The sequence below is a fragment of the Marmoricola sp. URHA0025 HA25 genome (assembly GCF_054059435.1).
This window is the reverse complement of the sequence record NZ_JBSSCD010000001.1, coordinates 3379764-3393531: the sequence shown is the minus strand read 5'-3', so window position 1 is coordinate 3393531 and position 13768 is coordinate 3379764. Positions and strand designations below refer to the sequence as shown.

The following is a 13768-nucleotide window of genomic DNA, read 5'->3' as shown; positions in this document are numbered from 1 at the left end:
GCTATCGACGACCGGTCCGTGCCCGTGACGCGCCCCCGTTCGCGCGAAAGCGCCCCGAACAGTCATCACCAACCACCCGATTCACGCTCAGAACAGGGTGCCCTGACCATCGTCTCCGAGCAGAGATCATCGTGCAATGAGGATGTCGCAGGTTCGACTCCTGTCACCGGCGCCGAGGCAAAGGCCGCTCGGCAGAGTGTCCCGACCGGAGGCCGAGCTGGTCGAAACCACGTCGTTGAACTCGACAGTGAGCACCTTGCCCATCTTGTCGATGCTCACTGATGGCATCGACGAGGACTTGGGGCAGCTTCGTGCAACTACTGTTGACCGGAATCGAGCAGCAGACGTACCTCGGGGCTGTTGTAGGACTCGATCGATGCCCCAAGAGCACAACGCGAATCATCGCAGCCCTTCAACGGGCGTGAGTGAGGGCCAATTGTGGATATCCAGTCTCTCCAACAGATGTCATACCCCGAGGTGGAGCAGGCGCTGAGAGAAGGGCACCGCTCCGCGTTGATCGCGGTCGGCGCGATTGAGCAACATGGTGCCCACCTCCCGCTCGCCACGGACACCCTCATCGCCACCGAGACCGCTCGGCGGGTCGCCCAGTTGATGCCTCACGTGCTGCTCGGCCCGACCTTGCCGATCGGCGTCTCAACTCACCATCTGGCGTTTCCCGGAACGCTCTCAATCTCGGAGAGCTGCTTTCAAGAGCAGGTCGCGGCGTGCGTGGCGAGCTTGGGCTCGCACGGAGTGAAGCGGGTGTTCGTGTTATCCGGACATGGCGGCAACTTCGGACCCCTCGCCCGACTCGCCCTTGGGGTCGACGGCATGATCGGCGACACCGAGCTCGTCCCCTTCTCCAACCTCGCTGCATTTCTCGAGGTATTCCACTCAGTCGCTGCACAGGACGAAATCACGCCGCAGGAAAGCGGAGTACATGCCGGTGAATGGGAAACATCCATCATGCTCGCCATCCATCCAGGACTAGTGCAGATGCACGAAGCTGAACGTGGATTCTGTGGCGCCTTCGATGCAGCAACCGTTGAGCGGCTCTTCGCGGACGGCACCGCAAGCCTTGCGCCCAACGGGGTTCTCGGCGATCCAAGGCTCGCTGCGGGCGAGCGAGGCGAGCGACATTTGACCGCATGGGTCAGCACGTTGGCCACCTACTTTCTAGAGCGAGATTCCTGAGGCAGCGTCCGGTCGCGGCACCGCGGCTCCGCGTCTAGAAGCGCGTGATGCGATCTCGGACTACGCTTCGGGCCATGGCAGCGGCGGGTGATCGCCAACGGACGGTCCTCGAGATTGCCCGCGGCGAGGGATATGTCGCGGTCACCGAACTGGCGACGCGGCTTGGAGTTTCGGTCGAGACGGCACGGCGGGACCTCTCCGCCCTGGAGGCCAAAGGGCTGGTGCGGCGCTCCTACGGGCTCGCCTACCCGGTAGAGACTGCCGCCTACGAATCGGGTCTCGAATGGCGCGAGACGGCGCACCACGACGAGAAGGAACGGATCGCTCTTGAGGCGGTCCGGCACGTCGAGGACGCTGAGACGATCTTCATCGACGAGGGCTACACACCGCAACTGATCGCCCAGGCCCTCCCACGGCGTCGACTGCGGGTGGTTACGGCGTCGCTGCCGATTGCCTCTCTCCTCTCCGAGCGAGACGACATGACGGTGTACCTCCTCGGTGGGCGGATGCGCGGCAACACCCTGGCCACGGTGGATCACTGGGCTACCGAGATGCTGAGCCGATTCGTGATCGATCTGGCGTACGTCGGAGCTAATGCGATCTCGCGTGACTACGGCCTGACCACCCCAGAGCCGGCGGTCGCCGAGGTCAAGGCGACTGCCATGCGAGTCTCCAAGCGACGCGTCTTCACCGGAGTGAGTCCCAAGTTCAAGGTCTCGAGCTTCTGCCGCTTCGCCGAAGTGGCCGACTTCGATGTGATCATCAGCGACCGAAGGCTCTCGTCGTCCGAAGCGTCGCGCATCCACGCCCTCGGACCGGTCGTCATCCGGGTCTGAACCGGTCGCCCGAACGGGCACGCCGTGAGACGTCATCGGGCTTTAGGGGAGGCCACGCTGCCCGGTTCGCGCCTGAGATCGAACGGTCAGGCGCCCACATCGGTCACTGGAGCGCCCGTGTGTGGCATTGCTCACATCGGTCGCCGCGCGGAAGGATCGGGTCCCAACATCCCAATCGATCAGCGCCCCGGCGCACGAAGAGAGTCGACTCATGCGAGCAGTCGCCGTCACCCGGCCAGGAGTGTTCGACCTGCTTGATGCGCCCGAGCCATCAGCCGGCCCCGGAGAACTGATCGTGGCCGTTCGCGGCGCCGGTATTTGCGGCACTGACATCCATCTGCTCGACGGGGACCTGCCCTACGACCGCTTCCCGGTGGTCCCAGGTCACGAGTTCTACGGGGAAGTCGTGGCATCGGGCGCCGGCGTGGACGAGGCCAGAATCGGGAGCCTGGTGGCTGTCGACCCGAATCTCAGCTGCCACCTGTGCGCCGAGTGCCGCCGCGGTCGTAGCAACCTGTGTCTGCGGTACGAGGCACTCGGCATCACCCGCGACGGCGCTGCAACCGAGCTCGTCGTGGTGCCGGAGACCGCGGCCTACGACCTACCGGCCGATGTTTCGCATGCTGGCGCGCTCCTTATCGAACCGCTGTCGTGCGCGATTCACGGATTTGACGGACTCCCGCGCAGCGTGGGCGATCGCTACCTGATCTACGGCGCTGGAACCATGGGTTTGCTCATGGCTCTGCTGGCCACAGACATGAGCCCGGAGCCTGTCCAGGTCATCGAACCCAACCCGATGCGTCGCGCGGTCGCAGCATCACTCGGCCTCCAACCGGTTGCCCACCCTGATGAGCTCGATCCGGAGCAGCGCTGGGAGACCGTCATCGACTGCACCGGCGTGGTCGGCGCAGTCGAGGACGCGCTGACCCGGGTTCGTGCAGGCGGAATGCTCCAATGCTTCGGAGTCGCCGAGGTTGACGCGATCGCCAAGGTCCGGCCCTTCGACATCTACCGGAACGAGGTCTCGGTCGTCGGCAGCATGGCTGTGCTGCACAGCTTCGACCGCGCAGTGCGAATCGCCCAGGTCTGGGGTGATCGACTCGCCCCGCTGATCACCCATGAGTTCCCGATCGAGCAGTACGACGAAGCAGTCGCCTCGTTCCGAGCAGGGTCCGGGCTCAAAGTAGCAATTCGACCGGATCGGGCGGCGTCGTGATCGCCGTCGACACACCCACCCATGGCCTGCTGAAAGAGGTGATCTTCAACTTGCCGATTGCCAAGCAGGTGCCCAGCCGGCCTCCGCCACTCAGCGAGCTTCGGAGCCTCTAACTCGGGCAGCCAAGGATCGTTCGGCCTCGCAGCATGCACGTCCAGACCAACCACCCCATACGAACCACGAGGGCAACCACAAGCGCCGGCACACCTGCCAGAGCTAGCGACACAACCACCACCACGGCCCGAGCCGCGGACGTCAACAGGAGAAACAACATGACCACCACAACGACCACTCGGCTCGGTCACATGCGTACCTTCGCGACTCTCTCCGCCGCGGCGATCGCCCTCGCGGGCCTGGCCGGTTGCGGCGGCAACGACGCAAGTGCCAAGTCGGATGGCGGCGCAGGCAGCTCGGGCAAGAAGGTTGTCCAGTTCGTCAACCCGCTCCCCAGTTACCCGACCTGGAAGCAGATCGGCGACTGCATGGAAAAGGAGGCCAAGAAGCGTGGCCTCGACTACAAGGAGAGCGGCGCCAGCGGCCAGGCCATTGATGCCAACGCCATGATCACGCAAGTCCAGCAGGCCACCGCGAACAAGGTGGACGCCATCATCACGTTCCCGACCAGCGACGGATTCGGCCAAGTCCTCAAGCAGGCCCAGGCCGCTGGCATCACCACCGGCACGATCTACGGTGCCGGCACCCCGGAAAGTGGTGCCGACTACAACATCGGCCCCGACTTCACTCTCATCGGTGAGACGATGATCAATGCAGTCGCCTCCCAGCCCGGCAACCACGTGGTGGGGCTTGTGGCTGCCGCAGACACCGGGTTGGGCAAGAACTGGCTCGACGGCATCAAGGCGGCGGCCGCAAAGACCAACAACGTCAAGATCGTTGGCGAGGTCTTCACCGGCGACGATGCCTCCAAGGCGCTGCCACAGGTCACCGCCCTCCTCACTGCACACCCGGACATCACCGACATCGTGACGCACATGGGCACGACCACCCCCGGAGCCACCGCAGCCATCAAGGCGAAGGGACTCAAGGGAAGGACCTTCCTCCAGCCGCTCGGCGTCGACAACGGGGGCCTCGAAGCGATCAAGAACGGGACAGCCAGGGTGATGCTGCTCCAGAACGTTTGCACGCTCGGCACGCAGATGATGGACGGTGTCGCCGACAAGCTGGAGGGCAAGACGCCCCCGGTGGTCCCCGTCGGGCTCAAGGCTGTCACCGCCGACCAGGTGCAGACCTTCGTGGACCAAGGCTGGTCCTGATGGGTGACCCGGCGCTGCGAGCGCGCGGTGTCCGCAAGTACTTCGGTTCGGTATCGGCTCTCGAGGATGTACGACTGGACGCCTACGCGGGCGAAGTGCATGCGATTGTCGGGGACAATGGCGCCGGAAAGTCGACGATGATCAAGATCATCTCCGGCATCCACCGGGCTGACCAGGGCGAGATCCTCGTCAACGGCGTGGACATCGGCGGCGTCCGCTCCGCGGCCGACGCCCAGGAGCGAGGAATTGCGGTGGTCTACCAAGACCTCGCCCTCGTCGAGTGCCTCGACATAGCCCACAACATGGCGCTGGGAAACCTGCCGCGCAAGTTCGGCATCGTCCTGGATCGACGCCGGATGGAGCGGGAGGCCGCCAAGGTCCTCAAAGACCTCAAGGTGCGCGTCGGCAACGTCCGAACGCCAGTCGGCCTGCTCTCGGGCGGGCAGCGGCAGGTCGTCGCCATCGCCAGGGCCGTACGAATGGACAAGCCGATCATGCTGCTCGACGAACCGACAGCCGCACTAGGAGTGCAGGAGACCGCACACATCGCAGAGATCATCGACGAACTGCGGGGCGCGGGCAAAGCAGTGATCATCGTCAGCCACGACATCGACTTCGTCTTCGCCCATGCCGACCGGGTAACCGTCCTGCGGCTAGGTCGAACGGTAGGCACTCGGCGAGTCGGCGACGTCGGGCGCGAGGAGATCATTGGCATGATCACCGGTGCCGTGGCCCCCGACGTGCCTTTGGATGACCGCGGCCCGCGCTCCGGCCAAGACGACGAGGTGGCGTGATGACCATGACCACAGACAAGCCAGTGGCTCCGGCCGGGGCCACCTCGGATGGTTCAGCTCGCGAGAGTGTGCTCACCAGAGTGCTGCTGCGCCAAGAGACCACGCTGCTGATCGTGATCGTGGTCATCGGGGCACTCGCGGCATCGCGCTCAAGCCTCTTCCTCACCAGTCCCAACCTCAATGAGATCCTGCGTAGCAGCGTCATCTACTTTGTCATGGGCTGCGGAGCGGCGCTGCTCATCATCGGAGGCGGCTTCGACTTCTCGCCGGGCGCGGTCTTCACCCTCGGAGCGCTGCTGGCGACGAAGTTGATGGTTGACAGCGGGCTCCCGTGGCCGCTCGCAGCGCTTGTCGGGCTGGCGATCTGCGGCGCGGTCGGCGTGGCGAACTTCGCGTTCATCACCTACCTGCACGTGCCGCCGATCATCGCGACACTCGGCACCTACTACATGCTGACCGGGATCGACAATCTCGTCACTGACGGCAATGACGTCCTGCCGCTTCCCGACAACTTCCAGCGCATCGGCCAGGGTGACGTCGGTGGAGTGCCAATCATCGTGCTCATCGCGCTCATGGTCGGCGTGCTGTTCTGGTTCCTCCTGGAGCGGACGAGGTTCGGCGTCAACGTCCGGGCGCTCGGCGGCAACCGCGACGCCGCAGTTGGCAATGGACTCCGCGTTGTCCGACTCGACCTTGCTCTCTACGTCATCGCAGCCGCGACCGCATGCCTGGCCGGGCTGATCTACTCCGCTCGAGTAGGCGCCGGCCAGGTCACCGCCGGCGGCACATCCACCACCCTGATCGCGATCACTGCCGTCCTCATCGGCGGCGTCAGCCTGATGGGTGGCCTCGGGAGCATCCAGGGCGTCGCCGTCGGAGCAGTCTTGCTCTCCCTCATCGACAACGCACTCGTGCTCACGGAGATCCCGCCGCAGTACAACAGCATCATCATCGGCGCGATCCTCGTCTGCGCCGTTGCCGTTGACCACCTCCGCCGCTCGCGGATCTATCGCAAGCGCTGATACCACACACCTGCTCATAGGAGAGTCATGGACCAGCCCATCGACCCCGATGTCGACCGCCTCATGGCGGAGCTCCAAGTGCCGACTGCGCGTGCCGCCGACCGGACGATCCAGGAGTTGCGCCAGACGATGCTCGACGACATCGCTGTCTTCACTCGCGGCGTCACCCCACCGACGGTGGATCGGCTCTATGACATGGAGGTGCCGAGCCGCCACGGACAAATCCCCGTGCGGATCTACGAGACCGGGGAACCAACCGCAATCGTCGTCTATCTTCACGGGGGCGCGTGGATGCTCGGCGACATCGACACGCACGACTTCGTCACGCGTCGGATCAGTCGGGACACCGGCGCGATGGTGGTCTCAGTGGACTATCCGATGTTGCCCGAACACCCGTTCCCTGCCCCGTTTGAAGGTGCTTGCGACGCAGTGGTGTGGGCGAGCACCCTCCACCCCGATCTTCCCCTCATCGTCGGGGGTGACAGCGCAGGTGGCACTCTCACGGCCTCGATCGCGCTGTGGGCGCGCGACGCGGGCGGACCGCGGATCGACCTCCAGGTGCTCATCTACCCTGCGATCGACGACGACTTCAGCCTGCCCAGTTGGCAGGAGGTAGAGCCCGGCCGCCTCGCAGACCTTGAGTTCTACTTCGCGCAGTACTCCTCGACCGAGGCGGCCGCAGGCTCGGCGTATGCGTTGCCTGGCCGGGCTTCGTCGCTGGCCGATCTGCCGCCGGCTTTCATGGCGATCGCTGGCCACGACGTGTTGCGTTCGGCGGAGGAAGATTACGTGCGACGGCTGGAGGAGGCCGGCGTTGCCGTTACCGTGCAACTCAACCCTGAGCTCACGCACGCTTGGATCGACTACGCGCCGCGAGTTCCGTCGGCCGACCGCGCGTTCGCGCGGTTCACCGAGACTTTGAGCGGACTCATCGACCGAGCAGTCGTCCGAGCCTGACCATGCACACATGTTCGACGCGGACCCGCACCGTCCGGGTCGTTTTGTTCGATCGGGTACAGCCCCTCGATGTCGCGGGCCCCGTAGATGTGTTCACGTCCGCGGCGCGGCACGTGTCGGGCGACGAGCCGCGATACACGGTCCGCACGGCAGGCCACCGGAGCAGGGGAGCAGGATGACGGTCGCCGGACTTCTGTCCGCCATCCAAGACGTCGGCCGAGACCTACGCCGCGGTGGCTACTCGCGATTCGCCTACACACGGGCAGAGCTCGAGCTGCGCGAATGGTTCTCCGCCGAAGCGAGTGCCCGCGGACTCGACGTACACACAGACCGCAACGGCCTGCTCTGGGGCTGGCGGCCCGGTCCCGGCGGCTCGATGAGTGGCGCGGTGGTCACGGGGAGCCACCTCGACTCGGTCCCGGGCGGCGGCGCGTACGACGGACCACTCGGCATCGCGTCCGCGCTCACCGCTCTCGATCTCCTCGACGCCCGGGGTCGCACGGCGACGCGGCCGCTGGCGCTGGTGGTCTTCCCCGAGGAAGAAGGCGGTCGGTTTGGCCAGGCCTGCCTGGGTTCGCAGCTCCTGACCGGAGCGCTAGCGCCCGAGCACGCTCTCCGGCTCCGCGACACCGATGGAACCACCTTGGCGGACGCGCTGTCGGTCGCGGGCGTCGATCCGCAGTACATCGGACGCGACGAGGAGACCTTGGGCCGGATCGGCACCTTCGTCGAGCTGCACCTCGAGCAGGGCCGCGGCCTCGCGGTGGTCAATCAGCCCGTCGCGATCGGGGCCTCGATCATCGGACACGGGCTGTGGCGGTTGATCGTGACTGGTGAGGCCAACCACGCTGGAGCCACGCGGATGAGCGACAGGCGGGACCCGGTCGTCGTGGCGGCAGCCGTCGTGATCGCGGTGCGGAACGCAGCTCGCAGCGTTCCGGGAGCGCGCGCAACGGTTGGTCGTCTCCAGGTGGTCCCGGGCGGCACCAACGTGATCGCATCGCGGGTCGAGATCTGGCTCGACGTCCGCCACCACCACGACGACATCGCGAGATCCCTCGTCGCGACGATCCTCGACGAGGCATGGATCGCCGCAGCGGAGGAGGGATGTGATCTGACGCTGGTGGAGAAGTCCTACGGCGACGCGGTCGGCCTCGACGGCGCACTGCGTGAACGGCTTGGCGCGGTACTGCCGTCCGCGCCACAACTCGATGCTGGCGCTGGCCACGACGCCGGTGTTCTCGCAGGCGTCGTGCCTACGGCGATGCTGTTCACACGCAATCCCACCGGTGTGTCGCACGCGCCCGGCGAGGCGATCGAGGACGCGGACGGTGAGCGCGGCGCCGAGGCACTTGCCGACGTCCTTCAAGACCTTCTGACCGGGCCGAGCCTGTGAGACGCGTATCGGATCGGGCCTCACCTCCGATGTGCGACCTCGTCCTGCGCGGCGGCCGTGTGCTCGACCCTGAGACGGGACTGGATGCCGTCAGCGACGTCGGCATCGTCGGTGACCGGATCGTCTCGGTGTCCGAAGTGCCGCTCGACGGCCGACGCGAGCTCGACGTCCGGGGATTGGTCGTCGCGCCCGGCTTCATCGACCTGCACAGCCACGGGCAGTCGCTGGCCGAGGCCCGGCTCCAGGCGCTGGATGGCGTGACAACCGCGCTCGAGCTCGAGGCAGGTGCGGCCCCGGTATCGCTCGCCTACGAGCGCGCCGCCGCCGAGGGCCGGCCATTGAACTACGGCTACTCCGCCTCCTGGGCACGCATGCGCCGGCACGTGGTGGCGGGTGCCCCACTCGTCAGCGATGGAGACGGGCCACTCGACCATCTCGGCGAGGACGCCTGGCGCGAGCGGGCGACAGCGACGCAGACCGCATTCCTGTTGGACCTCATGGGCCGCGAGTTGGCGGACGGAGCCCTAGGGATCGGCATCCTCCTGGGGTACGCGCCGGACACTGAACCAGAGGAGTATGTCGCCCTCGCAACGTTGGCTGCTGCCGTCGGCGTCCCGACGTTCACCCACGCGCGGCCGCTCGTCGAACAGTTCCCGGACATCGTCGTGGACGGAGCCGAGGAGCTGACCCGGGTGGCTGCCGAGACCGGTGCGCACATGCACTACTGCCACATCAACTCCACGTCGACCCGACACCTCGATCGTGTGCAGCGACTGGTTGAGCGGGTCCGCGCTGAGGGGGCGACGGTGACCAGCGAGGTCTACCCCTACGGCGCGGGGATGACCTCGATCGGCTCCGACTACTTCCGTCCCGACCGGCTGGCCGTGCTCGGCGCCACCGGCACTCCCCACGACGTGGTGTACGCACGGACCGGCGAGACTGTCGCATCGCTCGGACGTTTGCTCGAACTTCGTGCCGGCGACCCGTCGGGCCTGGCCTTCATCCGATCCTTCGACGAGGACGCGGAGCCGGACCGGATAACCCGGATTGCCACGTTGCCGGGATCTGTTATCGCCTCGGACGCGGTCCCGTTCGTGGTGGAGCCGGGGCACGCATTCGATCCACGCACCTGGCCGCCACCGGACCACGTGCGGACGCACCCGCGCAGCGCCGGCACCTACGGCCGCACACTGCGGATCACGGTGCGCGAGTCCGGCGCGCTGAGCCTGCTCGAGGCGCTCTCGCGGTGCAGCCTCGAGCCGGCTCGGATACTGGAAAGTGCCGCGCCCGCGATGCGCCGCAAGGGTCGGCTGCAGCCCGGTTGTGACGCCGACGTGGTGGTGTTCGACGCCCACCAGGTGACCGACACAGCGACGTACCACCACTCGACCAGCCCCTCGACCGGCTTTGTGCATGTCCTCGTCAACGGCGTCGCGGTGGTCAGTGATGGACGACTGCAGCAGGACGCGTTCCCGGGCCGCCCGATTCGCGGAGGGTGAGAGGTCGACGGCAAAGAGATGGCATGACAGGTGGGCCACGCGTCCTTCTTGCGGCCTCGGCCGCGCAGCAGCATCGAAGTCAGCAAGTCACCGGCAAACCGAGGAGCATCATGAAGGTCGCAATCGTCCTCTATCCCCGCTTCACGTCGATGGACACGGTGGGTCCCTACGAGGTCCTGGGGCGCCTCCCCGACACTGAGGTCGTCTACATCGCCGAGCAGCCGGGCCTGATCACAAGTGACCTCGGCAGTCTCACCATCGACGTCGCCGCCTCGCTCGATGACGTCACCGATCCCGATGTCGTTCTCGTTGGCGGCGGCCCCGGCCAGGCCGATCAGATGACCGACGGGAAGCTTCATGAATGGTTGCGCGCAGTCGACAAGACGAGCGTGTGGACGACGTCGGTGTGCACCGGGTCCCTGATCCTGGCGGCCAGCGGATTGTTGGAGGGTCGGCGCGCGACCAGCCACTGGATGGCGCTGGACCAACTGCAGCAGTTCGGGGTAATCCCGACCAAGGAACGCGTCGTGTTCGACGGCAAGTACGCCACGGCCGCCGGCGTCTCGGCCGGCGTCGACATGGCCCTCACGCTTGCCGCGCAGCTCAAGGGCGAGCAGGAGGCGCAGCGCGTCCAATTGATCATCGAGTACGCCCCGGAGCCGCCCTACAGCGCCGGTTCCCCTGACTCCGCGCCGCCAGCGGTCGTGGCCGACGTACGGAAGCGGCTGTCCGCCCGCTTCGCCGGCTGATGCGGGAAGAAGGAACGTCGGCGAGGATGGCGATCGAACACGTCAACAGCAGCCAGTACCTCGTACCTATCGGGGGATTCACGCATGCCGTCACGGTTGACGTTGCGGGAGCGAAGTGGGTGTTCGTGTCCGGACTCACCGCTCGCAACGCGGATGGAGAGATCCAGGGAGTGGGCGACGTCATTCAACAGACCCGCCAGATCCTGACGAGTCTGAGAACGATTCTCGCCGACGCTGGAGCGGGACTCGGCGACGTGGTCCGGATGGTGACCTACATGATCGACATAGAGGAGTACAGCGCGTTCAACGACGTTCGCCGCGAATTCTTCGGCGATGTCCTGCCAGCAGAGACGTCTGTGCAGATCAGTCGTCTCTACGACCGCCAGCAGCTCGTCGAGATCGAAGCCACTGCGATTGTCGCTTGAAGGAGCCGGCGAGTTCAGTCCTCACTAGTCGCGCAGCACGTGCCCTGTGCAGATGCTCGAGGTAAAGGAAGAGATGCAAGCGCACAGACCTACTTCATCCTCGTTCATATCGTCGTCATCCTCCTGCTGGTGGTAGCCGACATGGAGCGCGGCGTGCTTGTGGTTGGGGAGTCACTTGTCGACAGCGTTCAGACAAGGGACGGGCACCTGTCCGAGTACGTGGGCGGCAGTGCGGCCAACGTCGCTGTTGCGCTCGCCCGGTTGGGGCGGCCAACTCGGTTGGCCACCAGCTTTGCCGCAGACCGGCACGGCGAGATGATCGCCGCACACCTGGCTGCCGCTGGCGTCGAACTGGCCTGCGACGTCGCGGCGGTCGACCACACCTCGACCGCGCGGGCAACGATCGGGACCGCGGGCGCCGCGGAGTACACCTTCGACCTCGAGTGGCGGCTCAATCCTGTCAGCCCCGACGAGGATCCAGTGGTCGTGCACACCTGCTCGCTCGGCGCAGTGCTGCAGCCGGGTGCCGAGGACGTGCTCTCGCTCCTGGGCCGGCTGCGCGAGCGGTCCGCGGTGACCTACGACGTCAATGCTCGTCCGGTGATCACCGGCACTGGACCCGACCTCGCGGCCCGGGTCGACGCCGTGGTTGCCGTGGCTGACCTGGTCAAGGCGAGTGACGAGGATCTGGAGGCGCTCTATCCCGACTGTTCGTATGCCCACGCGGCGGGGGCGCTCCTCGACCTCGGCCCGGCGGTGGTCGTCGTGACCCGCGGTGCTGAAGGCGCGCTCTGGCTCGACCGGGAGGGCCAGGTCGAGACCGAGTCCCGGCCGGTCGAGGTGGCCGACACCATCGGGGCGGGCGACACCTTCATGGCCGGCCTGGTCGACGCGCTGTGGGAGCACCGTCTGCTGGGCGCAGGCCACCGAGCCGACCTGGGCGCACTGCCCCGCGACGAGGTGACCGCCGTGCTCGAACACGCCGCACACGCAGCGGCGGTCACCGTCTCTCGGCCGGGCGCCGACCCGCCGTACCGCCACGAGCTCGTCCAATAGCTCAGAGCACTGTTCAGCGGAAGCGACGCAAGGAGCGACATGAGCGGCAGGCTTGACCTGGACTTGCTCCGTGGTGGGATCGACATCCACGTCCACCAGGCGCCGTCCATGTTCCACCGGCACAACTTCATCGACTGTGTCCGGGATGCCCGCGAAAAGGGCATGAGGGCCGTCGTTCTCAAGAGCCACCACACGATGACCACGGACCGCGCCGCGGATGCGATGCGACAGGTCGACGGCATCGAGGTGTTCGGCAGCATTACGCTCAACCTGGTTCATGGCGGCCTCAACCCGTTCGCCGTCGACCACGCGCTGCGGATGGGCGCCAGGATCGTCTGGATGCCGACGATCGACACGGTGCAACAACTCAAGCACTTCGGCCAGATCGGCGGCTACGGCTCTCGGCAGTCGATCGCGCTTCCGGACTTCTACTTCGAGGCCGAGCCGATCCGGCTCACAGATGCCACTGGCGAACTGGTGCCTGGACTTGGCCACTGCCTCAAGCTGATCAAGGAGTACGACGCCGTCCTCTGCGTCGGTCACGTGAGCCCCGAGGAGACCGTCGCCCTAGTTAGAGCCGCCTCCAAGGCTGGCATCACCAAGATCGTGGTCGACCACCCGTACATGCCGTTCACGGAACTCTCCGAAGTCGAGAAGCAGCAGGAGCTCGTTGAACTGGGTGCCACCCTGAACTACGCCTTCAGCATGCTGACGCCGAAGTGGTTCTCCGTGGCGGTGCCACAACTGGTGGAGAATCTGAAGGTCATCGGGGCCGAGAACATCGTGCTGTCCTCCGACCTCGGCCAGGTCCACAACCCCCTCCCTGCCGAAGGACTTCGGAGCTATGTACAGATCCTCCTCGAGGAGGGCGTCACGGGTGACGAGATCGACCTGATGCTCCGCCAGAAGACGGCCGGCCTGCTGTACGGCGAGAGCTAGCAGCCCATGACTACCGCAGGACGCGCAGCGTGGGGAGTCTCCCCAGTCGACCTTGCCCATGACCTCCCGCAGATCGAGGCGTCACCCGGTGCCCGTGTGCGCCACCTGATCAGCCAGTCGCTGATGTTCCGTATGGTTGAGCTCGAGGCCGATTCTGCGCTCACCGTCGACGAGACCGAGCAGGAGCACGTACTCGTAACGACCTTCGGCATCGTCCGGGTGACCCAGGGTGACAGGCATTGGGACGTCGTCACAGGTGGGGCTGCAGTCCTCCTCCCCGGGCGCGTAATGGAGCTTTCGGCGGTCGATGGCCCAGCGTCCTGCTCGCTTGCCTCAACTCCTCCCCATGTCGCGCTGATTCGTGACCTAGTAGATCTGGAGCACGCCCACCATGGCTTCGACTGAGCAGCGAAC

General features: G+C 66.1%; 15 protein-coding genes. 14 read left to right on the top strand and 1 reads right to left on the bottom strand.

Annotation, left to right across the window (positions count from 1 at the left end; translation table 11 throughout):
* Positions 1–126 precede the first annotated feature (126 nt).
* Positions 127–279, bottom strand: a complete 153-nt coding sequence (locus tag ACVW00_RS16740) for a hypothetical protein (RefSeq protein ID WP_457112030.1) — start codon at positions 277–279, stop codon at positions 127–129.
* 159 nt (positions 280–438) lie between these two features.
* On the opposite strand from ACVW00_RS16740, the gene ACVW00_RS16735 reads away from it, so the two are divergent.
* The 14 genes from ACVW00_RS16735 to ACVW00_RS16670 all read left to right on the top strand — a co-directional run bounded on the left by ACVW00_RS16735 (position 439) and on the right by ACVW00_RS16670 (position 13759).
* Positions 439–1194 carry a creatininase family protein gene (locus ACVW00_RS16735; RefSeq protein ID WP_457112029.1) on the top strand — a complete coding sequence of 252 codons (756 nt, stop codon included), beginning with the start codon at positions 439–441 and terminating at the stop codon, positions 1192–1194.
* Between the two features lie 74 nt (positions 1195–1268).
* Positions 1269–2030, top strand: coding sequence for a DeoR/GlpR family DNA-binding transcription regulator (locus ACVW00_RS16730; protein ID WP_457112028.1), 762 nt, complete (start codon positions 1269–1271; stop codon positions 2028–2030).
* A gap of 211 nt (positions 2031–2241) precedes the next feature.
* On the top strand, positions 2242–3246 hold the full coding sequence (locus ACVW00_RS16725) for an alcohol dehydrogenase catalytic domain-containing protein (protein ID WP_457112027.1): 1005 nt from the start codon (positions 2242–2244) through the stop codon (positions 3244–3246).
* A gap of 272 nt (positions 3247–3518) precedes the next feature.
* The gene (locus tag ACVW00_RS16720) at positions 3519–4517 is read left to right on the top strand and encodes a sugar ABC transporter substrate-binding protein (RefSeq protein WP_457112026.1); all 999 of its coding nucleotides are present in this window, start codon (positions 3519–3521) and stop codon (positions 4515–4517) included.
* Complete coding sequence (locus tag ACVW00_RS16715) at positions 4517–5311, top strand: ATP-binding cassette domain-containing protein (RefSeq protein ID WP_457112025.1); 795 nt, start codon at positions 4517–4519, stop codon at positions 5309–5311. The genes ACVW00_RS16720 and ACVW00_RS16715 overlap by 1 nt, the downstream gene beginning before the upstream one ends.
* Entirely contained in the window at positions 5311–6333 is a 1023-nt protein-coding gene (locus tag ACVW00_RS16710) for an ABC transporter permease (protein WP_457113130.1), read from the top strand. Before ACVW00_RS16715 ends, ACVW00_RS16710 begins: the two co-directional genes overlap by 1 nt.
* 27 nt (positions 6334–6360) lie before the next feature.
* The gene (locus ACVW00_RS16705; RefSeq protein WP_457112024.1) at positions 6361–7290 is read left to right on the top strand and encodes an alpha/beta hydrolase; all 930 of its coding nucleotides are present in this window, start codon (positions 6361–6363) and stop codon (positions 7288–7290) included.
* A 175-nt stretch (positions 7291–7465) separates the two neighbouring features.
* On the top strand, positions 7466–8686 hold the full coding sequence (locus ACVW00_RS16700; RefSeq protein ID WP_457112023.1) for an allantoate amidohydrolase: 1221 nt from the start codon (positions 7466–7468) through the stop codon (positions 8684–8686).
* Between the two features lie 29 nt (positions 8687–8715).
* Positions 8716–10185 (top strand): amidohydrolase family protein, encoded by a 1470-nt coding sequence (locus ACVW00_RS16695; RefSeq protein WP_457112022.1) that lies wholly within the window; start codon positions 8716–8718, stop codon positions 10183–10185.
* Between the two features lie 23 nt (positions 10186–10208).
* Positions 10209–10934 (top strand): DJ-1/PfpI family protein, encoded by a 726-nt coding sequence (locus tag ACVW00_RS16690; protein ID WP_457112021.1) that lies wholly within the window; start codon positions 10209–10211, stop codon positions 10932–10934.
* Between the two features lie 26 nt (positions 10935–10960).
* Positions 10961–11359 carry a RidA family protein gene (locus ACVW00_RS16685; RefSeq protein WP_457112020.1) on the top strand — a complete coding sequence of 133 codons (399 nt, stop codon included), beginning with the start codon at positions 10961–10963 and terminating at the stop codon, positions 11357–11359.
* Between the two features lie 129 nt (positions 11360–11488).
* Positions 11489–12415 carry a PfkB family carbohydrate kinase gene (locus tag ACVW00_RS16680; protein ID WP_457112019.1) on the top strand — a complete coding sequence of 309 codons (927 nt, stop codon included), beginning with the start codon at positions 11489–11491 and terminating at the stop codon, positions 12413–12415.
* 39 nt (positions 12416–12454) lie between these two features.
* Entirely contained in the window at positions 12455–13354 is a 900-nt protein-coding gene (locus ACVW00_RS16675) for a DUF6282 family protein (RefSeq protein WP_457112018.1), read from the top strand.
* A 132-nt stretch (positions 13355–13486) separates the two neighbouring features.
* Positions 13487–13759, top strand: coding sequence for a hypothetical protein (locus ACVW00_RS16670; RefSeq protein ID WP_457112017.1), 273 nt, complete (start codon positions 13487–13489; stop codon positions 13757–13759).
* Positions 13760–13768: the final 9 nt, after the last annotated feature.

What these genes read in the sequence shown, in the direction of transcription:
- ACVW00_RS16730 (WP_457112028.1), top strand. Translation starts at nt 1,269, where the DNA reads ATGGCAGCGGCGGGTGATCGCCAACGGACGGTCCTCGAGATTGCCCGC.
- ACVW00_RS16725 (WP_457112027.1), top strand. Translation starts at nt 2,242, where the DNA reads ATGCGAGCAGTCGCCGTCACCCGGCCAGGAGTGTTCGACCTGCTTGAT.
- ACVW00_RS16720 (WP_457112026.1), top strand. Translation starts at nt 3,519, where the DNA reads ATGACCACCACAACGACCACTCGGCTCGGTCACATGCGTACCTTCGCG.
- ACVW00_RS16715 (WP_457112025.1), top strand. Translation starts at nt 4,517, where the DNA reads ATGGGTGACCCGGCGCTGCGAGCGCGCGGTGTCCGCAAGTACTTCGGT.
- ACVW00_RS16710 (WP_457113130.1), top strand. Translation starts at nt 5,311, where the DNA reads ATGACCATGACCACAGACAAGCCAGTGGCTCCGGCCGGGGCCACCTCG.
- ACVW00_RS16705 (WP_457112024.1), top strand. Translation starts at nt 6,361, where the DNA reads ATGGACCAGCCCATCGACCCCGATGTCGACCGCCTCATGGCGGAGCTC.
- ACVW00_RS16700 (WP_457112023.1), top strand. Translation starts at nt 7,466, where the DNA reads ATGACGGTCGCCGGACTTCTGTCCGCCATCCAAGACGTCGGCCGAGAC.
- ACVW00_RS16695 (WP_457112022.1), top strand. Translation starts at nt 8,716, where the DNA reads ATGTGCGACCTCGTCCTGCGCGGCGGCCGTGTGCTCGACCCTGAGACG.
- ACVW00_RS16690 (WP_457112021.1), top strand. Translation starts at nt 10,209, where the DNA reads ATGACAGGTGGGCCACGCGTCCTTCTTGCGGCCTCGGCCGCGCAGCAG.
- ACVW00_RS16685 (WP_457112020.1), top strand. Translation starts at nt 10,961, where the DNA reads ATGGCGATCGAACACGTCAACAGCAGCCAGTACCTCGTACCTATCGGG.
- ACVW00_RS16675 (WP_457112018.1), top strand. Translation starts at nt 12,455, where the DNA reads ATGAGCGGCAGGCTTGACCTGGACTTGCTCCGTGGTGGGATCGACATC.
- ACVW00_RS16670 (WP_457112017.1), top strand. Translation starts at nt 13,487, where the DNA reads ATGGTTGAGCTCGAGGCCGATTCTGCGCTCACCGTCGACGAGACCGAG.